Genomic DNA, 20485 nt, shown 5'->3' with positions numbered 1-20485 from the left:
GACCGTGGTGCCGGTGCGCATGGTCAGTTCCCCGCCTTCACGGTGTTGCCCTGCAGGGTCACCTGGGTGGTGCTGGTGTCGCCGCTGGGGCTCTTGATGGTCAGGGTCACCGTGTCGCCCGGGCGGTGCGAGCGGATGGCGGCCACCAGGGTGTCGCCGTCGGGGATCACGCGGTCGTCGACCTTGGTCACCACCGAGCCGGCGGCGATGCCGGCCTTCTCCGCGGCGCCGCCGGGCGAGACCGCGGCCACGGCCGCGCCCTGCAGCGACGTGCTGGCCGACGAGCGGGAGCTGGTGCCGGCCGAGGCGTCGGTGACGCTGACGCCCAGCACCGCCTGGGTGGCGGTGCCGCTGCCGATCAGCTCCTGCGCGATGCGCATGGCCTGGTCCACCGGAATGGCGAAGCCCAGGCCGATGGAGCCGGACTGGCTGCTGGAGGAGCTGCCGCCCAGGGAGGCGATGGCGGAGTTGATGCCGACCAGCTCGCCGTTCATGTTCACCAGCGCGCCGCCGGAGTTGCCGGGGTTGATGGCGGCGTCGGTCTGCACGGCGTCGAGCACCGAGCTCTGCCCGCTGGCCTCGCCGCTGGCCCGCACCGGGCGGTTCAGCGCGCTGACGATGCCGGAGGTCACCGTGCTGGCCAGCCCCAGCGGGGAGCCGACCGCCACCACGTCCTGGCCCACCGCGAGGTTGGACGAGCTGCCCAGGCTGATGGGGGTGAGGTTGGTCTGGTTGGCCATCTTGATGACGGCGATGTCCGAGGACGGGTCGCGGCCCACGATGGAGGCGGCCTCGATGGTGCCGTCCTTGAGCACCACCCGCAGCTGACCGGATCCGCCCGCGGCCGCGGCGATCACGTGGTTGTTGGTGAGGATCAGCCCGTCGGCGGAGAGCACCACGCCCGAGCCCTCGCCGCCCTGGGTGCCGCTGGCCACCTCGATCTGCACCACGCTGGGGACCACCTTGGCGGCGACCTCCTGCACCGAGCCGGGGGCGGCGGCCGCGGGCTGGGCCTTGACCGTCTCGCTGCCGCCCAGGGCGGTGACGGTGCTGTTGCTCGAGCCGCTGTCCAGGTTGGCACCCACCGCGCCGCCCACCCCGCCGGCCAGCAGGGCCAGGGCCAGGGCGCCGGCCACCAGCTTGCCGGTGCGCTTGCGGGGTGCCGCGGCGGGGGCCAAGGCCGGGTGCTGCTGCTGCGCGCCGGCGTAGGGGTAGCCGGGTGGGTACACCGGGTACTGGTGGGTGGGCGAGTCGCCCTGGGGTCGGCCGTAGAAGCCGCCCGAGCCGGGCTGGGCCGGGCCCCGGCCGTAGGGGTCGTAGCCGGAGGCGCCGTGACTCGAGCCGGAGGCGCCGTGACTCGAGCCGGAGGCGGCCTGTCCTGAGCCGGCGTCACCGGAGCCGGCCTGGCCCTGCCGCGACCACCAGGAGTCCGGCACCGCGCCGGGCTGCGACTGGGCGCCGGGCTGGCGGCCGCCGGTCTCCTCGGGCCCACCGTCGCCGGAGGAGCCAGCAGGGGTGGGCTGCTCGTGCGGGAAGCGCTCGTTGCCATCGGTCATGTCACCACTGTGCCGCGCCTGGCTGAGAACCCGCTGAGATGCACCTGGGGGTTGACCGGGAGTGTGGTGAAGAAGACGCCTGAGCCCGGCCACCGGGGTGGCGGAACCCGCTGACCAGCAGCGAGACCGGTCAGCGCGGGGCCGTCAGCGGCCGTGCGCCTCGTCCAGGAAGGCCACGTAGGCCTCGCTCACCTCGTCCGGGCACTCCATGTTCAGCATGTGCCCGGCCCCGTCGATCATCCGCTTGCCCCGCACGTCGGCGTGGTGGTCGGACAGCTTGTTCACCGGGTCGCGTCCGTGCCACACGGCCAGGTCGATGTCGTTCTCCGAGCCGATGAAGTAGAACGGCACCGTGCTCGGGCCGGTGTAGGACTTGCGGTGCTCCCACACGTCGTCGAGGGCCAGGTACCAGCCGATGCCGCCGGCGAAGCCGCTGCGGGCGTAGTCGGCCACGTAGGTCTCCAGCTCCCACTCCGACATCCACGACCACGGCAGCGGCGGGGGCTGCGGGAGCGCCTCCCGGTAGGAGGTGCCCGGCGGGTGCTGCCACACCTGGGTGAAGTCGGCCGTGCCGGAGAGCGCGTGGAAGATCTTGGCCAGGATCTCCCGCGGGTGCGCGGCGTAGTCCTGCGCGGCCGCCTCGGGCTGGTCCAGGTAGTAGGACATGTGGTTGAACCGCTTGGCGCCGCGCTTGCGCTCGATCACCGACGGGGCCACCGACCCCACCGAGATGAACGGGTTCTGCAGCCCGATCACCGCGCGCATCCGCTCGGGGTGGTGGTAGGCCAGGTCGTAGGCGGCCATGCCGCCGAAGTCCAGGCCGGAGAACACCGCCTGCTCCTCGCCCAGGTGGTCCAGCAGCCCGACGAGGTCACCCACGACGGCGTCCACGCCGTAGCCGGAGCCGTCCGTGGGAGCGCTGGTCTGGCCCATCCCTCGCAGGTCCGGCGCCACCACCCGGTAGCCGGCGTCGGCGATCACCCCGATCTGGTGGCGCCAGCTGAACGAGGTGTGCGGAAAGCCGTGCAGCAGCACGACCAGTGGACCCTGCCCCTGCTCGACGTAGTGCACGTCGAGGCCGTTGATCCGGGCGTAGTGGTGCTCCCAGCCCAGCGGGGACACCGGAGCAGCGGCAGGGTCCATGGCGTCAGCCCTGCCGGTTCTGCTTGACGTCCAGCGCGGCGAGGTGGGCGAACACCATGCTGGCGCCGATGGGGTTGCCACCGCCGGGGTACACCGTGCCGGTGACCGCGGCCATGGAGTTGCCCGCCGCGTACAGCCCGGGGATCACCGCGCCCTCCTTGTCCAGCACGCGGGCGGCGGTGTCGGTGCGCATGCCGCCCTTGGTGCCCAGGTCGGACAGGCCGAAGGCCGCGGCGTGGAACGGGCCCTGCTCGATGGGCACCAGCGGCGAGGCGCCGCCGGAGAAGGCCCGGTCGTAGGGCTCGTCACCGCGGTGGAAGTCCTCGTCCGACACGGCCGAGACGAAGCCGTTGAACCGGGTGACGGTGGCCACCAGGTTCTCCGCCGGCACGCCGATCTGCTCGGCCAGCTCCTCCAGGGTGTCGGCGGTCTTCCACAGCCCCGCCGCCATGTAGTCCTTGGGGTCGCCCATAGGCTGCATGGACGCCACCACCGGCGGCTTCTCGCCCTCGCGGTCGTCGTAGACCATCCAGTACGGCAGGGTCACGGTGCCGGCGGTCATCGCGTCGATCACCTCGCGGCCCAGGCGGTCGTAGGGCAGCGACTCGTTGACGAAGCGCTCGCCGTTGTCGTTGACGAAGATGCCGCCGGTGAACCACAGCGAGAACGCGGAGCGACCGTCCGGGTGGGTCACGCCGGGCGACCACCACGCCTCGCTCATCAGGTCCACGTCGGCGCCGATGGCGATGCCCGCCGCGATCGCCTTGCCCTGGTTGCCGTCCGGGCCCATGGTGTCGCGGGCGGTGCCGGGCACGCCGTACTTGGCGCGCATCTCGTCGTTGCCCTCGAAGCCGCCGGAGGCCACGATCACGCCGCCGCGGGCGCGGATGGCCCGGCGCTCGCCGTGGTGCTCCACGATGGCGCCGACCACGGCGCCGTCCTCCACCACCAGCTCGTCCACCGTGGTGGAGGTGTAGGTGGTGGCGTTGTCCATGCCGTCCATCGCCCACAGGAAGCGGCCGATCAGCGACTGTCCACCGGTGAGGGTGGGGTCCAGCGGCGCACCGGCGCGCTCGACGGCCAGCGTCGGGCGCAGGTCGTCGCGCACCGCGCCGATCTTCTCCGCCTTCATCGGCTTGGGGATGATCTGGCGGCCCTGGGCGTGCGCCTTGGGGGCGGAGCCGAAGTAGTCCGCCCACGGCAGCACCGCGAAGGCGAAGTGCTCGTCGTCGCTGGCCAGGTAGTCCACCAGCGGGGCGCCGTTGTCCAGGAACGCGTCCTGCAGCTCCACCGGGGTGCGGTCGCCGACCACGGCGCGGAAGTAGGTGCGGACGTCGTCCATGCTGTCCTGCACCCCGGCCTCCTCGAGGACCTTGTTGCAGGGCAGCCACATGCCCGCGCCGGAGTAGGCGGTGGTGCCACCGAACTTGTCCGTCGCCTCCACCATGATGGTGTCCAGCCCCTCACGGGCTGCGGTGTAGGCACCGGTGACGCCACCGCCGCCGGACCCGACCACCAGGACGTCGCACTCTTCGCTCCACTGCATGCTGCACCTCTCCACAGAAATGTGTGATCTGAACCATAGTGGCTGGTGGGCCGAGGTTTCGGGCAGCGAGTTCCAGTGACCGGGAGCGGGCTCAGGCGTCGGTCAGCGGCCGCGGGGAGCCGGGCAGCCGCAGCCGCACCCGGGCCCCGCCGCGGTCGGACTCCTCGGCCCACACCGCACCCTGGTGGCGCAGCGCCACCTGCTTGACGATGGCCAGGCCCAGCCCCGAGCCGGGCATCGACCGCGAGCCGGTGGAGCGGTAGAAGCGCTCGAAGACCAGGGCCCGGTCCTCCGGCGCGATGCCGGTGCCGGCGTCGCTGACGACCACCTCGACGTGGGTGGGGTCCACCTGGGTCATCACCACCTCCACCCGCTCCCCGGCCGGGCTCCACTTGGCCGCGTTGTCCAGCACGTTGAGCACCGCCCGCTCCAGCGCGGTGGGGTCGCCCACCAGGTACCAGGGCTGCAGCCAGGCGGTGAAGGTGATCTCGCTGCGCCGCCGGCGCGCCCGCTCCAGGGCCTCCTCCACCACCTCGGCCAGGTTCAGCGGCAGCTGCACCACCTGCGGGGCGTCCTCGCGGGCCAGCTCCACCAGGTCGCCCACCAGGGTGGACAGCTCCTCCAGCTGGGCCACCACGTCGGCGTGCAGCTCGGCCCGGTCGGTCTCCCCCAGCTGCGGCGCGCCGGGGGCGCTGGAGGCCATCAGCAGCTCCATGTTGGTGCGCAGCGAGGTGAGCGGGGTGCGCAGCTCGTGGCCGGCGTCGGCCACCAGGCGGCGCTGGCGGTCCCGGGACTCCTCCAGCGACAGCAGCATGGCGTTGAAGCTGCGGGTGAGGCTGGCCAGCTCGTCGTCGCCGGTCACCGGGATGGGGGTGAGCTCGTCGGTGCGGGCCACCCGCTGGGCGGCCTCGTTGAGCCGGGCCACCGGACGCAGCCCGGCCCGGCCCACGGCGGCGCCGGCCACGACGGCGACCAGGATGCCCGCCCCGCCCACGGTGAACAGCACCACCGCCAGGTTGTGCAGCACCAGGCGGGTGGGGGCCAGCGACTGGGCCAGCACCAGGGTGGTGCCGTTGGGCGCCCGATGGGCCAGCACCCGGTAGTCCTCGGTGGTGCGCAGCGACTCCGCCGATACCCCCATGGCCACGTCCAGCTCCGGCTTGCCCACCGGCGCGCCGCGGCCGGAGTAGGCCACCGCGCCGCTGGGCAGGATCACCGACACCCGCACCCCGGAGGAGAACAGCGTGGCGATCTGCAGGTTCTCCTGCGAGATGGACTCCAGCAGGTTGCTGTTGAGCACGGTGGTGGCCCGGTTGCGCAGCTGGTTGTCCACGTCGTCGTAGAGGGCGTTGGACACCACGAAGTAGGCGGAGGTGGCCATCAGCGCCACGGCCACGGCCACCACCACCGCGGCGAGCATGGTCACCCGGGCGCGCAGGGACATCGACCGGGTCAGCGGCATGGGCGCGCGCATCTTGTGCGGCCCGGTGCTGCTGGTCGGCGCCTCCGGCGAGTGCGGGCCGGACGGCTGGGTCTGCTCCGGGTGGGCCGTCACCGGCGGCTGCCCGTCACGGCGGTCCCTCGCGCAGCACGTAGCCCACCCCGCGCACGGTGTGGATCAGTCGGGGCTCACCCTCGGCCTCGGTCTTGCGGCGCAGGTAGCCGATGTAGACCTCCAGCGCGTTGCCGGAGGTGGGGAAGTCGTAGCCCCACACCTCCTCCAGGATGCGGCCGCGGGTGAGCACCCGGCGGGCGTTGGTCAGCAGCAGCTCCAGCAGCGAGTACTCGGTGCGGGTGAGGCTGATCAGCCGGTCGCCGCGGCGTACCTCCATGGTCACCGGGTCCATGGTGAGGTCGGCGAAGCTGAGCACCTCCGAGGCGGGGTCGGCGCTGGGGGTGGCGCGGCGCAGCAGGGCGCGCAGCCGGGCCAGCAGCTCCTCCAGGGCGAAGGGCTTGGGCAGGTAGTCGTCGGCGCCGGCGTCCAGGCCGGCCACCCGCTCGGAGACGGTGTCGCGGGCGGTGAGCACCAGGATGGGCAGGTCGACGCCGGAGCTGCGCAGCCGCCGGCACACCTCCAGCCCGTCCATCCGCGGCATCATCACGTCCAGCACTAGCGCGTCGGGCTTGGTGGCCTCCAGCGCCTCCAGCGCGGCCACGCCGTCGCCGGCCAGGTCGACGGTGTAGCCGTTGAAGGTCAGCGAGCGGCGCAGCGACTCGCGGACGGCCCTGTCGTCGTCCACCACCAAGATGTGCATGCGTCCCAGTGTGGCCGCTGCCCCTGAGACCCGTCTGAGAGAGGCGCCCTACCGCGGGACCGGCGCGTTCCAGTGCCGCCACATGGCCAGCAGCCGCAGCCCGGTGGCCAGCACGGAGCCGAGCAGCGCGGCCAGGCCCTGCGGCACCCCGGCGGCGTCGGCGGCCACCAGCACGGTGGCCCCGGCCAGCGCGGCCACCGCGTAGATCTCCCGGCGCAGCACGATGGGCACCTCGTTGAGCAGCACGTCGCGCAGGGCGCCGCCGCCGATGGCCGTGGTCATCCCGATGACGCAGGCCGCCACCACGCCGGCGTCGTGGCTCAGCGCGGTGGCCGCGCCGTAGGTGCTGAACAGCCCCATCCCCAGGGCGTCCAGGATCAGCACCGACCGCCGCAGCCGGGAGACCCGGGGGTGGAAGCGGAAGACCAGCAGCGACACCACCACCGGCGTCACCAGGTAGCGCCAGTCCACCAGCGAGGTGGGCGGGTTGATGCCCAGCAGCACGTCGCGCAGCACTCCCCCGCCCAGCGCGGTGGTGGCCCCGAGCACCACGATCCCGAAGACGTCCAGGCGCGCCCGCACTCCCGCCAGCGCCCCGGAGGCCGCGAAGGCGGTGATCCCGATGAGGTCGAGGACGACGAGCAGCACAGCTCATTGTCTCCACAACGCGCGGTGGCCGGTGACCTGCCTGGTCACCGGCCCCGCAGACGTACCCGTGTTGCTACTTGCCCTGCCAGCTGGGCGTGCGCTTCTCCATGAAGGCGCCGATGCCCTCCATGACGTCGGCGGAGGTGGAGACCTTGGCCATCTCCTCGTCGTTGAGCTTCCAGGCGTCGCGCTCGGCCGGGGTGCTGCCGTCGACGATGCCGCGGGCCACGCGCTTGCTGGCCTGCACCGCCAGCGGGGCGCCGGCGCTGACCTGCTCGGCCAGGGCCAGCGCGGTGTCGAGCACCTGGTCCTGCGGCACCACCCGGTTGACGAAGCCCCAGCGGTGGGCGTCGGTGGCGGGCATCGGCTCGCCGGTGAGGATGAGCTCCAGGGCCACGTGCTTGGGCAGCGCCTGGGTCAGCCGGAACACCCCGCCGGCGGCGGCCATCAGTCCACGGTGGACCTCCGGCAGGCCGAACTTGGCGTTGTCGGCGGCCACGATGAGGTCGCTGGCCAGCGCGAGCTCGGTGCCGCCGCCCATCGCGGAGCCGTTGACCGCGGCGATCACCGGCACGCTCACCGGGTGGTCCACCATGCCGGCGAAGCCCCAGTGCTTGGTCTCCGGGGGCAGCACGCCGTCGCCGCCCTTGGTGCCCAGCGCCTTGAGGTCGGCGCCGCCGCAGAACACCCGGTCGCCGGCGCCGGTGAGCACCACCGCGCGGATCTCCGGGTCGTTCTCCGCCTGCTCCAGCGCCTCGCCGATGCCGTTGTGCACGTCGGCGTTGATGCTGTTGGACGCCTTGGGCCGGTTGATGGTGATGAGCAGGGTGTGGCCCCGCCGCTCGGTGAGGACTACTGCCTCGGGTGCCTCGTCGGTCACGCTCGCCTCGTTCCTGTCGGTGATGGTGGGTTCAGCTGCTGATGCGCACGTGGGCGCCGTCGACCTCCACGGTGACGGTGCGGCCCACCACCTCGCGGCGCTCCCCGGGCTCGCCCAGCGACAGCGCCTCGGCGCTGGCGGTGTCGCCGGGGGCGGTCTGCGCGGCGAAGCGGGCGCCGTCGGCGGTGCGGGCCACCAGGAAGCCGGTGGCGGGCTTGCCGTCGCGGCCGTGCTCCACGGTGGCCGTCTCCACGGTCACCGTGCCGGAGACGGGGGCGATGATCGCAGGGGCGTTGGCCGACTCGATGCGCACCGGCTCGGGGTTGCCCACGTAGCCCTGGGCGTGCGGGGCGTCGCTGAGCAGCACCGCGTGCTGGTAGGTGACAAAGCCGCCGTTGCCGTGCAGCAGCGCCAGGCCCGGCTCCGTCCGCAGCCGCTGGGTGATGCTCACCGCGGCGAAGAGGGTGTAGGTGTTCATCGGCCCGCCGAAGGCGGAGTGCCCGCCGGTGACGCTGAGGCTGGCGTCGCGGGGCAGGTCCAGGGCGATCGACGCCAGCTTGGGCACCACCGGGAAGCAGCTGTAGATGTCCACGAGGTCCAGGTCGTCGGCGTGCACCCCGGCCTGGGACAGGGTGCGCTCGAAGGCGGCGGCCATGGCCGGGGAGTCGGTGAAGCCGTCCCGGCGCAGGTGCTCCTCGGCCTGGTCGGCACCGGCCCCGCCCCACACGTACACCAGCTTGTCCTCGGCCACGCCGTGCTCGCGGGCGGCGGCCAGGGAGGTCATGATGACCGCCGCGCCCTGGTCCACCTGCGGGTTGGCGTTCATCGACAGCGGGTAGGGCTCGGAGATCATCCGGTTGCCGGGGGTGACGGTGGCGATGTCCTCGGCGCTGCGCTGCACCGGGTTCCACGCCGCGGGGTTGGCCGCGGCCTCGGCGGAGAAGGCGGCGTAGATCTCCGCCGACCACGCCGTCGCCTCGTCCGGGCTCTGGCCCAGCTGGTGTGCCAGCGCGTTGTCGAACAGCGGGTACACGCGGGTGGGCAGGATCAGCCCGGCCGCCTGGTTCTCCGGGCCGCCCAGCAGCTCGGGGTCGAACGCCGCGGGCCCGCCGGGTGCAGCGCTCCACCCGCAGTCCTGCACCGGGTCGACGCCGGCCTTGGCCAGGGCGCCGGTGGAGGACTGCGCCTCCCCACCCACCAGCAGGGCGATGGTGCTCTCCCCCGCGGCGATGCGGGCGGCGGCGGCGTCGAGCAGCCGGGCCGGCCACTGCCCACCCACCGGGGTGTACTGGCGGTGCTGCGGGTCGGCGCCCACGCGCTCGGCCACCAGGCCGGGCAGGTCGTCGTAGCTCCAGCTCACCACGTTGACCACGTCGATGCTGTCGGCGTGGGCGGGCAGCTGCGGGACGCCGGCGTCGGCGGCGGCCAGGGCCACCGCGTCGAGCATCAGCTCCAGGGGCTCGCGGGCGTCGGCCACCGTGCGCTCACGGTTGTGCCGAAGCTGGCCCACTCCGACGATGACGGGGATGTGGCGCGGGTCAGGCACGTCGCTCGCTCCTCAGGGGTCGGGATCTGGCCTGACAGTAGTGCAGCCAATAGTGACGCCCGCCACCCCCCTTGCAGCGTCGACCTCACGAACGGGGCACCTCAGCCGATGTGGGGTGGGTCACTGCTGATCACCGGAAGGCTGCTGCCCCCATGGACACCCAGGACGTGCTGGACCGACCCGCCCGGCGGCGCCCGCCCACCGTGCTGCTGGTGGAGGACGAGGACGACCAGCGCGCGCTGGTCACCGTCTACCTGCGGCGATCGGGCTGCGAGGTGATCTCCGCGCCCTCCGCGGAAGCTGGCCTGGACCTCATCGAGGGGGTGGACCTGGACCTGGCGGTGGTGGACCTGCGCCTGCCCGGAATGAGCGGCTGGACGCTGTCCTCGGCGCTGCACGAGCGCGACCCGCGCTGCCCCATCGTGGTCACCTCGGTGCTCGACCTGGAGTCCTACCCGTCGGCGCACACCGCGCTGCCCAAGCCGTTCAGCATCGGCCAGCTGCGCACGGCCCTGGGCCGGCTGCTGCCGCACTGGAGCCCCACGTGAGCGGAGCCGTCCGCACCGTGCTGATCGCCGACGACGACCCGGACATCCGCCGGCTCATCGAGCTGGCGGTGCAGCGGGCCGGGTTCACCGTGCTGGCCTCGGTGGGTGACGGCCAGGCCGCCCTGGACGCCGCGGCGGCGCAGCTGCCGCACCTGGCCATCCTGGACGTGTCCATGCCGCAGGTGACCGGGCTGCAGGTCTGCGCCGCGCTGCGGGCCGAGCACGGCGACGCGCTGCGGGTGCTCATCCTGTCGGCCAACGCGGAGGTCTCCGCTGTGCAGGCGGGGCTGGCCGCCGGCGCCGACACCTACCTGCCCAAGCCGTTCGCGCTGCGGGAGCTGCGGGCCAAGCTGGGCGAGCTGCTCGCGGACCCGGTGTGCTGAGCAGCCGCGACGCGCTGGTGCGTCGCTGGCGGGCCACCCCCACCTTCGCCCAGCGCCAGGTGATCTTCTGCCTCATCTTCCTGGTGTCGGTGTCGGGCATCCCGCTCACCCGCATCGAGGTGCACGGCGTGGTGCTCACCGCGTCGGTGGTGGCGGTGCTGGTGATCACCCTGGCCGCGCTGGCGCTGCCGTGGCGGCGCTGGGCCCCGGGCTGGCGGATCAGCGTGGACCTGGCCAGCATCACCGCCTCGGGACTGCTGGGTGCGGCCACCGGGGAGGCCAGCTCGCCCTACGGGATCATGCTGGTGCTGCCCGCGCTGGCGCTGGGGGCGCAGGCTCGTCGCCCACAGACTCTGCTGTGGGTCGTCGCCGCCACCGACCTCACGGTGTTCATGCCGTACCTGGTGCTGCCCAACCCCACCCCGTTCGCGCTGGACATGATCCTGCGCTGGCTGTTCACCCCCACGGTGGCGCTGCTGGCGGCGATGGCGATGTTCCAGGTGACCAGCCGGGTGCGCTACCGGATGGCCCAGCTCACCGAGTCGTCGCTGCACCTGGCCGGGGCCCGCGACGCCTTCGCCGGGGTGCTCGACGCGGTCACCGAGCAGTCCATCATCGCCACCGACCGCACTGGCCTGGTCACCATCTTCAACCCGGGCGCGGAGAAGATGCTGGGCGCGACGCGCACCCAGGTGGTGCGCGAGCGCCCGGTCACCGACTTCCTGGTGGACGCCGAGCTGGACGTCGTCGACGCCGCGGGGCGCAGCGGCTTTGCCGCGCTGGTGGCGCTGGCCGCCGACGGTGCCGCCGACGTGCGCGACTGCACCTACCGCACCACCGACGGACGGCTGCTCAGCGTGGAGCTGGCCATCACCCCGCGCCACGACGCGCACGGCGAGCTGGTGGGCTACCTGTTCGTGGCCACCGACATGACCAAGACCCGGGAGTTGGCCCGGCTCAAGGACGAGTTCATCAGCCTCATCTCGCACGAGCTGCGCACCCCGCTGTCGTCCATCCTGGGCTACCTGGAGCTGGTGCTGGACGACCCCGACGACCCGCTGACCGAGCAGCAGCAGCAGTACCTGACCACTGTGGAGCGCAACGCCAACCGGCTGCTGCACCTGGTGGGCGACCTGTTGTTCACCGCGCAGGTGGAGGCGGGCAAGTTCGTGGTGGCCCAGCGCGAGGTGGACCTGGTGGCGGTGCTGGCGGCCTCGGCCGACACCGCGGTGCCGGTGGCTGCGGCCGCCGGGGTGCTGGTGGAGACCGAGCTGCCGGAGCACCCGGTGCTGGTGGCCGGGGACGCGGTGCGCCTGGGGCAGGCCTGCGACAACCTGTTGTCCAACGCGGTGAAGTTCACCCCGCGGGGCGGCTCGGTGTGCCTGTGCCTGGTGGTGGAGCCCGACGGCGAGGGTGGACCGGCGGCGCTGGTGAGCGTGCGCGACACCGGCTACGGCATCCCCGCCGGCGAGCTGGAGCAGCTGTTCACCCGCTTCTTCCGCGCCACCACCGCCACCACCAACGCCATCGCCGGGGTGGGCCTGGGGCTGGCCATCACCCGGGCGATCGTCACCGCGCACCAGGGCACGCTGGCGGTGCGCAGCGTGGAGGGTGAGGGCACTACCTTCAGCTTCCGGCTGCCGCTGCGGGTGGGCGCGGAACATTCCATGCAGGACGCAATGGGGGCCACATGAGCACGCAGCTTCCGTCACCGGGCACGCTCATCGCCCTGGTGGTGGACGACGACGCCGACGACCTGGCGCACGCGGCCGGGGTGCTGCACGAGGCCGGGTACACGGTGCTCACCGCCAGCGGCCCGGCGCAGGCGCACGCGGTGCACGCCGACACCGAGATCGACCTGGTGCTCTCCGACGTGGCAATGGCCGAGCAGGACGGGCCGACCATGCTGTGGGCGCTGCGCAGCAACGGGTGCGCGGCCACCTTCATCACCATGACGGCGGATCCCTCGCCCACGGCGCGGCGCCGCTCGGAGGCCGCGGGGGCGGCGCTGTGCCTGCCCAAGCCGCTCAACGCCACGGTGCTGGTGACGGCGGCGCACCAGCTGCTCACCACCGGGCCGGTGCGCGACCCGCTGGAGGACCCCTACGACGCCGAGCTGCTCAACCAGATGCGGGCGGGGTACCTGCAGGCGCTGCCGGAACGCACCGCCGCGCTGGCCGCGGCGAGCGAGGCCGGTGACCTGGTGGTGCTGGCCAAGGTGGCGCACGTGCTGGCCGGGGCGAGCGGGCAGTTCGGCTACCCCGGGCTGGCCGAGCTGTGCCGGGTGGTGCAGGCCCGCGCCCAGGCCGGCGAGCTGGCGCACGCCGAGGTGGAGGCCGCGTTGGTGGCCGCCGGGCACGTCCGCCGCAGCGGTCAGTAGCGGGACGGGTCCGTTGCGGGGGGCAGTGACCTGCGCACCCACAGCCGCAGGAGGATCCGTTACTAGGGTGAGCCCCATGGCTCCCACCCCGCTCGTGATCATCGGCGCAGGCGGTCATGGCCGCGAGGTGCACGACATCGTGGAGGCGATCAACGAGTCGGTCCTCGATGGACAGGAACCCGAGTTCGACTTCCTGGGGTTCCTCGACGACGGCACGGTTGACCCGGCGCTGATCGCTGGCCGCGGCCCCCACCTCGGCGGGGTGAGCGAGCTGGAGATGCTGCCCCCGGAGACGCAGTACGTCATCGGCATCGGCACCGGGCCGCCACGTCGCAAGCTCGACGAGCTGGCGTCGGCAGCCGGATTGGTGGCGGCGGTGCTGGTCCACCCGTCTGCGGTGCTGGGGCGACATCTCAACCAGCTGGCCCCGGGGACGGTGGTCTGCTCGCTGGTCTCGCTGACCACCAACGTCACGCTGGGACGTCACACCCACATCAACCGCAACAGCGCGGTGGGCCATGACGTGGTCTGTGGTGACTACGTCACGGTCAACCCAGGGGCCACCATCCCCGGCAACGTCACCCTGGAGGACGAGGTCAACATTGGTACGGGGGCGGCGGTGATCCAGGGACGCCGGGTGGGCCGCGGGGCAGTCATCGGCGCCGGCGCGAGCGTGGTCCGAGACATTCCCGCGGGCGTCACCGCGGTGGGCGTGCCCGCACGGCCCGTGGCGTGAGGTGCCAATTGCCGACTCCTGCATGATGACTCCATGCACCTGCTCTTCGTCTGCACCGGCAACATCTGCCGCAGCCCCACGGCCGAGCGGCTGACCCAGGCCTACGCCGCCCACCACGGGCTCACCGGGCTGACCGCGAGCAGTGCCGGCACCCGGGCGGTGGTGGGCTACGGCATGGAGCCGTCAGCGGCCCAGGTGCTCACCGAGCTGGGCGGCGACCCCATCGGCTTTCGCGCCCGCCAGCTCAAGCCCGCCATGGTCAACGACGCCGACCTGGTGGTGGGCCTGAGCACCCGGCACCGCAACCGGGTGCTGGAGGAGTCGCCCCGCGCCATGCGCCGAACCTTCACCCTGCGGGAGCTCTCCGCGTTGGTTGCGGTGCCGTCGAGCGAGCCGGCCCTGCTGCCTCGGCTGGCCCAGGCCCGGGCCGCGCGTCCACCGGCGCCGGATGCCCTGGACATCACCGACCCGATGGGGCAGGACCTCGCCACGTTCCAGGAGATCGGCCGGCAGATCACCGCCACGCTGCTGCCGGTGCTCGACGCGCTGCGAGCCGAGCTCAGCTGAGGCTAGAGCTCACTGGCTGAGGATCGCCTTGCGCACGGTCTCGCCGATCGCCGCGGCCGCCGCCGCGTTGGGGTTCTCCCCGTCCGCCGACATGCCCCTGGCGTAGCCGTCACCCGAGCGCACTGACGCTCCGACGTCCACAAAGGTCCAACCCCGCTGGCTGGCCAGCTTCTGCAGCGCGGCGTTGGTCTGCGTGGCCAGGGTGGGCTCTGCCGCGCTGGGCAGCGCACCGGTGAGGATCACCCGCGGGGCGTTGACCGCGCGCACGATCTTCTCGACGTTGGCCGTGGTGGACGAGGTGGGCACGTCCCGCTCGGCGTCGGTGAGATCAACCCCGACCACCACCACGTCAGCGGGCATGGACTTGGCCGCGGCAGCCATGCGCTCCGTGGTGGCCCCACTGTCGGCCCAGCCGCCGACGAAGGTGATGCGGTCCTTGGCTGCGTGGGAGACCCACGAGGTGTTGCCCAGGCTCTTGCCGATGAAGTCCGGGCTGTTGCCGTTTGCTGAGGAGCCGCCGATCACCACCATCCGCACCGTCTGCGACATCGCGGAGGTCGGAGCAGTGGACGAGGCAGTGGGGCGGGCCGGCACTGAGGCCTGCGGCAGCGGTACCGACGTCATCACCGGCGGCGCAGTGGCCATCGGGGCGGCTCCGGCGCTCTGCGGCTGCACTGGGGGCGTCCGGTTCTCCAGCGCGGTCCACATCACGGCGCCCGCCACGATGGCCGCTGCGATGAACACCGGGAACCCGTACTTCTCGACGCCGTCGTTCAGCTTCATGGGGGCCATCATGCCCGACGGATGCCCCAGCTCAACCGGACGACGTTGCCGCCCAAGCGATCTCACTCTCTGTGACGACCCCAACGGTCGGTGCCCGCTTCTCCCGGACCGTCAGAACCGACCGACTGCAGATAGCGACCATTTACTACTCCGTGTCCGCAACTCCACGAGCAGTGGGCGCCATTCTTTTGTTTACTCCATCGCTCACCTATTGTGACCTTGCGAAATGCCGCGAGATGCGGAGAATTTCCGCCATGCCGCGCCATTACCGAAACATCGCCCAGCAGCGACGTAACCAGAACTTTGCCTTTTGGGCCTTCATCGCGGTCGCCCTCGTGGTGGGCGCCATCATGTACCTGACGTTGCAGAATCGTGGCGTACCGACCGGTCTGCAGTCCCTCGTGGAGCTGGTTGTGCCCCCGACTTCGCCCGCGGCCGCTCAGGCGGGTACCGCGGTCACCACCACATTGTCGCGATAGGTGTTGCCGTAGCCGGGCACGTGCACAATGGGCCCGCCACAGGTCACCAGCACCAATTTGCGCTCACCCACCGGGCCGGCGAACACCGACTTGGGCAGTGCGGCCTTTACCACCACCTCTTGGGCGGTCACCCGCCAGCGGGTGGTGTGACCGGCGGCGTCGGCTGCGTGCACCACGGCGCCGGGCTGCACCTTGTACAGGTCGTAGAGCACGCCGTTGCCCTGGCTGTAGTCGTTGACGTGGCCGGCCAGCAGCGTGGTGCCCTCGGCCACGGGCTCACCAGCTGGGCCTGCCAGCGGGGCGCCCTGGTCCCACATTCCCACCACGTGCACGTCGCGGGGAACGTTGAGCGCACCAGCGTCGGTGGTGCTGGCCGGAACCAGCCGACCGCTGAGGCAGAGCGAGCCGATCACCACCGTGGAGGGCGCCACGGCCAGCTCGCACCCGGCAGGCTTGTCACGGAGCGGATCGGCGGCTGCAGGGGCCGCCTCCAGCGGCGGCAGCTCAGCTGCGGGAACGTTGAACTGCACGCTGGGCAACGGCGCCGCCGCGGGCTCCTCTGACCGCGACCCCTGCACGATCAGCACCACACCGGCCACCAGTGCCACCAGGATCACGACGACCAGTCCGCCTTGCGCCACACGTGTTGTGGTGGTTCGTCCGCTCATGCCGCGCCTCCCGCTAGTGATCGCCGGAAAATGGGCTAAGCCCCGCCTCTAGTGCAGAGGCGGGGCTTAGCGACCAGACGCCGAGGCGCCCGGGGTGAGAGCTAGTGCCTGATCAGGCAGCGTTGCGGCGACGCAGCACCATGACGCCCGCGCCGGCACCGGCGACGGCCACCAGGGCGATACCGCCGGCGAGAACCGTGCCGTCGGGGCCAGTGCCCTCGCCGGGAACGCCGGTGTCAATGCTGGAGGCGTTGTAGGACGAGGTGGAGCCGGTGCTGCCGGTGCCGGTGCTGCCGGAACCGGAGCCGTTCACGCCCGAGCCGGTGCTGCCCGTGCCCGTGCCGGTACCGGAGCCGCCGCCGGTGCCACCCGCGCCGTTGCCGGAGCCGTTGCCCGTACCGGTGCCGTTGCCGCCGGGGATGCCGCTGCCCTGGCCGGGGGCCACGACGGTGAACTCAACCCGCGCGACGTTGCCCTGGCCACCGACGAGGTCCACGTGGTGCGGACCGGCCTCGAGGCCTGCCGTCGAGAAGGTGAACGACACGGCGCCGGCCCCGTCGGCGACCGCAGTACCGATGTTGCGCGGCGTGGAGAACACCGTGCCGATGACGATCTCGCCGATGTTGAAGTTGAACGCGTTCACCGTGACGTTCTGCCCCGCCACGACGACGGTCTGGCTGATGGACGCGACGGGCGGGGCGTCGGGGTTGTACACCTGGGCGGAGGCGGGTGCGGCGGCCAGCAGCGAGCCGCCCATCACCAGAGTGGCGGCCGCCAGGACGCGAGTAACTCGGAGTGCCTTCATCGCACTACTCCCTTTGAGATCGTATTTAGCAGACCTAGCGGCATGCTCAGTGAAACCCTAACAGCACCAAGGGTAATGAACAATCCTAGTTGGAACATTGGGGAACGTTGATCTCTGTAGCCATCGGCTCCACCAGTGGCTGTACCGGGACAATCGCCCGGCCAGGGGCGGTAGGCTCGGTCAGGTTGTACTGCAGCTTCTTGGTGGCACCGGGAGGAATCTGTACGTCCACTGTGTACACCGGATGGTTACGCTCCGTAGCCACACGGGCAGTAGTGGGCACTCCGTCGACCGTTACTGAGAGTAGCTCCGCGCCCTTGGTGGCATTCAGCGCCACGAGCAGCCGGGAGGTGCCCGGCGGTCCGACCGCACCACGGTCGATGCGCCCGTAAACGTAGGAGGGTGCGTCGGCCCCACCGACGGGGACGTTATTAATGAGGTCCACCGTCACCTCAGACCCGCGAACCGGACCAACACAAGCACCGGCGGTGTAGCTGACCTTCCGGCCCAGGTAGTACTCGAGCTTGTTGCCGGCGGCGTTGTTCACCACCACCTGCGCGTAGGGCTGGTTCGTTTCGGGTACCACCTGACCCAAGGGTGTGCCGGCAAGCACCTGCGCTTCGCCAGAGTTCTTGCTCCACACAGCCAACCTGCCCTCGTTAGCCGCTTGCCCTAGGGCACTCAGCAGTGCCGTGGTCGAGCCGCTCTTCCCCCCGATGACCTTGTTCACCACGGCCTCAGAAATCGACTGCAGGTAATCCTTGCGCGCACGTTGGTCATCCGGATAGCGGAGATATACCTCCGCCTCCGTCAGCCTCACCACGTTGTCGGCGTCGATGGTCTCGCCGTTGCCGGCTTGGATCGGTCCGGCGGCCCTAAGCAGGTAGCTCAATGCCACGGGGTCAGTTGCGATAGCGCCATCAAGCTCCTGGCCGGTCTGCTGCTTCCACAGCGACAACCAGATTTGCGCGGCGTAAGGAAAGTGCGCGCTGGCATTACTATTTCCCCACACTGTGGTGGCCTGGTAGACGTCGTACTGCTCAGCAAACTCCGGGCCCAGATCTATCCCGATGCTGCCCTTGCTCGCTAGCTCCGTGTTGCTCCCCAGGTCCTCCAGAGTCAGCTTGCCCTGATCTGCCGTGAGGATGCCGTAGGCGCCAACCAACCCGCCGGTGCCACGGGCCTCCGCGTTGGTCTGAAATGCCAAGAAATAGTGACGCGGACCGTCGCCGCCCAACATCGGCGGAAGCAACGTGGCAGCAGTGCTCGCCCCGCCAAGAAGTGTGCTCAATTCCGCAGCCTGCCGCTGCAGGCTCGCACGCGCATCCTCGACCGCGCCAACCCAGCCCCCTGCGGGGATGGCGTCGATACGCTGTTTGAGAGCATCGGCGGAGCTCGCTGCCTGGCTGAGCGGCACCCGAGTCTTACTCAGCGCCGCAAGGTCGAGCTGCGAGCCCGTGAGCCGGAACCTATCCGGAGACAAGACCACGGCCTGCGCTACCGCTGGACGCAGCACTCGGGTGACTAAACCGTCCACAGACTCGGCGATGCTCCGGGTGGTGTCGAAGGGCACACCCAAGTAGGGCACGGCACCAATCAGTCGCCACGGCAGCGAGGACGTGGCAGCTCGCGCATCAGCGGCATCTGCGGCTGCCAACTCGACTCGCCGAACCGCGGCGCCGTCCGCCGAAAGGATCTCGCCGCGTGCCGCCTGCAGGTGCCGCTCAGCAGACTCCAGATGAGACTTTGCCGACAATGCGATGACAAGGAGCCACAAACCGAACCCGACAAGAACCACGGCGCCCAGTCCGGCGACGAGCAGCACGCTGCGGTGACGCCTGTACCACGAAATCTTTCGCCGTCGACGTACGCGTCGGACGACCGACGTGCCAATGTGTGAGGCTGGTCGATCTACGGGCGCTGTCATGCGTTGTAGCCGGACTTGGCCTCGCTGCTCTCCGTTGCTCGGGCTCCCTCCGCATTGCTGCTTTCCTCCACCACGTTCAACGTAGCTGTGCTCGGAGCAGGTGTACCAGGGGTGACCGGTGTGGGTTCGGTCTCGTAGTAGTAGGCGTAGTCGTAATCACTGGCCTTCGTGGGGACCATGTTCAAGATGGTGCCCAAGACCCGTCCGTCCACGTTGCGCAGGTTCTCCGCCGCGCGGGCGAGCTTGTCTCGCTCGGTGTGCCCGTGTCGGGCCACCAGGATGGCGCCGTCAGCATGGGCGGTGAGCACTGCAGCATCGGTGACTGGCAGCAGCGGCGGCGCGTCAAAGACGACGTAGTCGTAGCGACTGCGAAGCGTCTTCAGTAATGCTTGCAGCCGACTAGAGCCCAACAACTCGCTCGGGTTAGGCGGGTGCGGCCCAGCCGCGAGCACAGTCACCGTCGGGCTGGCGGTGGGCTGCAGGACGTCGTCTAGATCAGCAGCCCCCGACAGCACATTGGTCATCCCCACCGTTTCCACTAGCCCGAGATAGCGGGCCAAACGAGGCCGCCGCAGATCAGCCTCAATCAACACCACCCGGTGCCCAGCCTCGCCCAAGGCGAAAGCCAGGTTCAACGCAGTCGTGGACTTGCCCTCGTTGGGCACCGCGCTGGTGACGACCATCGCCTGCGGCGGGTGGTCCACGTCGAGGAACTGCAGGTTCGTGCGCACCTGCCGGAACGCTTCAGCACTCGAGGAATGACCTTCGCCGAAGGACACCAATGGGTTCGTTGGCCGATCGGAGTCAAACGGAATCGCCCCCACCACAGACGCACCGGTTGCTTCCATCACCTCGCGCCGACTCTTCACAGTGTTGTCAAAGCGATCCCGGAGCACCGCCAGCGCAACCCCGAGCAGCAAACCCACCACCGCGCCCAACGCAACGTTCCGGGTAGTGCTCGGAACCACTGGACTGCTCGGCAAGCTCGCTTGCTGCACCACAGTCACCTTGGCCGCGGGCTGAGCGCCGGGCTGCGGGGTTTCCAGCTCAGCCGCGAGGGTGGTGAACTCATCTGCGAGCGCGTTGGCGATATCGCGGGCACGCTGCGGCGAAGGATCCGTCACCGTAACCCCGAGCAAAACCGTCTCCGGAACCACCTGCACGCTAATCTCGCTGGCTACCTCGCCCGCACTCATCGGAAGCCGAAGAGCATCCACGACCCGCTGCGCCACCTGCTGGCCCTGGATCAGTTCCGAGTAAGAACTCACCCGTTGCTGGGAGAACAGGTTGCCCTGGTACGCAGCGCTCACACCCTCCTGGCCAGCCATGGACACGAAAAGCTGCGTCGATGCCGCGTACTTCGGCGTGGTCAACAACGAGGCGGCTAACCCGCCCAACATCGACAACACCAACACCGCAACGATCAACTTCCAACGACCACGCAGAACGCGAAGGTAGTCCCTAATCTCCACTGCGCCGCCCTCATCCCGGGAAGAAAACGCCACCCGTACGTGTCTGGTCACCAAGGCCTATGAGAGTAGCCGTGCCACATCCTGCCGACCCCACGAGGGTAGGTAGGTCGGTCAACCCGAACGAGGCAGAACGCATCGCACGTAGGACAGACGAACTTTGCCT

At 70.8% G+C, this 20485-nt stretch carries 19 protein-coding genes; 6 read left to right on the top strand and 13 right to left on the bottom strand.

Translation table 11 applies throughout. From position 1 onward, the window contains the following. Nucleotides 1-23: 23 nt before the first annotated feature. From AC3YNX_RS08050 to AC3YNX_RS08015, 8 genes are all read right to left on the bottom strand, one after another. Entirely contained in the window at nt 24-1556 is a 1533-nt protein-coding gene (locus AC3YNX_RS08050; protein ID WP_489995149.1) for a S1C family serine protease, read from the bottom strand. A gap of 144 nt (nt 1557-1700) precedes the next feature. Beyond that, a complete protein-coding gene (locus tag AC3YNX_RS08045) occupies nt 1701-2699 on the bottom strand; it encodes an alpha/beta fold hydrolase (protein WP_489983670.1) in 999 nt (332 codons plus the stop codon). A 4-nt stretch (nt 2700-2703) separates the two neighbouring features. Continuing rightward, the gene (locus AC3YNX_RS08040; RefSeq protein WP_489995148.1) at nt 2704-4245 is read right to left on the bottom strand and encodes an FAD-binding protein; all 1542 of its coding nucleotides are present in this window, start codon (nt 4243-4245) and stop codon (nt 2704-2706) included. Between the two features lie 91 nt (nt 4246-4336). Continuing rightward, nucleotides 4337-5719, bottom strand: a complete 1383-nt coding sequence (locus AC3YNX_RS08035; RefSeq protein WP_489995493.1) for a HAMP domain-containing sensor histidine kinase — start codon at nt 5717-5719, stop codon at nt 4337-4339. Between the two features lie 94 nt (nt 5720-5813). Continuing rightward, nucleotides 5814-6500 (bottom strand): response regulator transcription factor, encoded by a 687-nt coding sequence (locus AC3YNX_RS08030; RefSeq protein WP_489983669.1) that lies wholly within the window; start codon nt 6498-6500, stop codon nt 5814-5816. Nucleotides 6501-6548: 48 nt separating this feature from the next. Then, nucleotides 6549-7148 (bottom strand): trimeric intracellular cation channel family protein, encoded by a 600-nt coding sequence (locus AC3YNX_RS08025; protein ID WP_127782118.1) that lies wholly within the window; start codon nt 7146-7148, stop codon nt 6549-6551. Between the two features lie 73 nt (nt 7149-7221). Further along, nucleotides 7222-8028 carry a crotonase/enoyl-CoA hydratase family protein gene (locus AC3YNX_RS08020; protein WP_489983668.1) on the bottom strand — a complete coding sequence of 269 codons (807 nt, stop codon included), beginning with the start codon at nt 8026-8028 and terminating at the stop codon, nt 7222-7224. Nucleotides 8029-8059: 31 nt separating this feature from the next. After that, the gene (locus AC3YNX_RS08015) at nt 8060-9574 is read right to left on the bottom strand and encodes an acetyl-CoA acetyltransferase (RefSeq protein WP_489995147.1); all 1515 of its coding nucleotides are present in this window, start codon (nt 9572-9574) and stop codon (nt 8060-8062) included. A 152-nt stretch (nt 9575-9726) separates the two neighbouring features. Between AC3YNX_RS08015 and AC3YNX_RS08010 the strand changes: the two genes are divergently transcribed. From AC3YNX_RS08010 to AC3YNX_RS07985, 6 genes are all read left to right on the top strand, one after another. Beyond that, nucleotides 9727-10122, top strand: a complete 396-nt coding sequence (locus tag AC3YNX_RS08010) for a response regulator (protein ID WP_489995146.1) — start codon at nt 9727-9729, stop codon at nt 10120-10122. Continuing rightward, on the top strand, nt 10119-10505 hold the full coding sequence (locus AC3YNX_RS08005; RefSeq protein WP_489995145.1) for a response regulator transcription factor: 387 nt from the start codon (nt 10119-10121) through the stop codon (nt 10503-10505). Before AC3YNX_RS08010 ends, AC3YNX_RS08005 begins: the two co-directional genes overlap by 4 nt. After that, nucleotides 10499-12199 (top strand): sensor histidine kinase, encoded by a 1701-nt coding sequence (locus AC3YNX_RS08000; protein WP_489995144.1) that lies wholly within the window; start codon nt 10499-10501, stop codon nt 12197-12199. Before AC3YNX_RS08005 ends, AC3YNX_RS08000 begins: the two co-directional genes overlap by 7 nt. Then, nucleotides 12196-12885, top strand: a complete 690-nt coding sequence (locus AC3YNX_RS07995; protein WP_489995143.1) for a response regulator — start codon at nt 12196-12198, stop codon at nt 12883-12885. The genes AC3YNX_RS08000 and AC3YNX_RS07995 overlap by 4 nt, the downstream gene beginning before the upstream one ends. Before the next feature lie 76 nt (nt 12886-12961). Continuing rightward, nucleotides 12962-13621 (top strand): acetyltransferase, encoded by a 660-nt coding sequence (locus tag AC3YNX_RS07990; protein ID WP_489995142.1) that lies wholly within the window; start codon nt 12962-12964, stop codon nt 13619-13621. Between the two features lie 33 nt (nt 13622-13654). Beyond that, nucleotides 13655-14188 carry an arsenate reductase/protein-tyrosine-phosphatase family protein gene (locus AC3YNX_RS07985; protein WP_489995141.1) on the top strand — a complete coding sequence of 178 codons (534 nt, stop codon included), beginning with the start codon at nt 13655-13657 and terminating at the stop codon, nt 14186-14188. A 9-nt stretch (nt 14189-14197) separates the two neighbouring features. Here the strand turns inward: AC3YNX_RS07985 and AC3YNX_RS07980 are convergent, their stop codons facing one another. From AC3YNX_RS07980 to AC3YNX_RS07960, 5 genes are all read right to left on the bottom strand, one after another. Further along, a complete protein-coding gene (locus AC3YNX_RS07980) occupies nt 14198-14971 on the bottom strand; it encodes an SGNH/GDSL hydrolase family protein (RefSeq protein WP_489995140.1) in 774 nt (257 codons plus the stop codon). Nucleotides 14972-15410: 439 nt separating this feature from the next. After that, complete coding sequence (locus tag AC3YNX_RS07975) at nt 15411-16118, bottom strand: class F sortase (RefSeq protein ID WP_489995139.1); 708 nt, start codon at nt 16116-16118, stop codon at nt 15411-15413. A gap of 112 nt (nt 16119-16230) precedes the next feature. Further along, nucleotides 16231-16923, bottom strand: coding sequence for a hypothetical protein (locus tag AC3YNX_RS07970; RefSeq protein ID WP_489995138.1), 693 nt, complete (start codon nt 16921-16923; stop codon nt 16231-16233). A gap of 85 nt (nt 16924-17008) precedes the next feature. Further along, nucleotides 17009-18748, bottom strand: a complete 1740-nt coding sequence (locus AC3YNX_RS07965) for a DUF4012 domain-containing protein (protein ID WP_489995137.1) — start codon at nt 18746-18748, stop codon at nt 17009-17011. Between the two features lie 98 nt (nt 18749-18846). Then, entirely contained in the window at nt 18847-20355 is a 1509-nt protein-coding gene (locus AC3YNX_RS07960) for a tyrosine-protein kinase domain-containing protein (protein WP_489995136.1), read from the bottom strand. Nucleotides 20356-20485 lie beyond the last annotated feature (130 nt).

The organism is Rhodococcus sp. Z13_19A (assembly GCF_058133575.1).
Note: the sequence above shows the minus strand (reverse complement) of the source record. Positions and strands in the feature narration are given on the sequence as shown.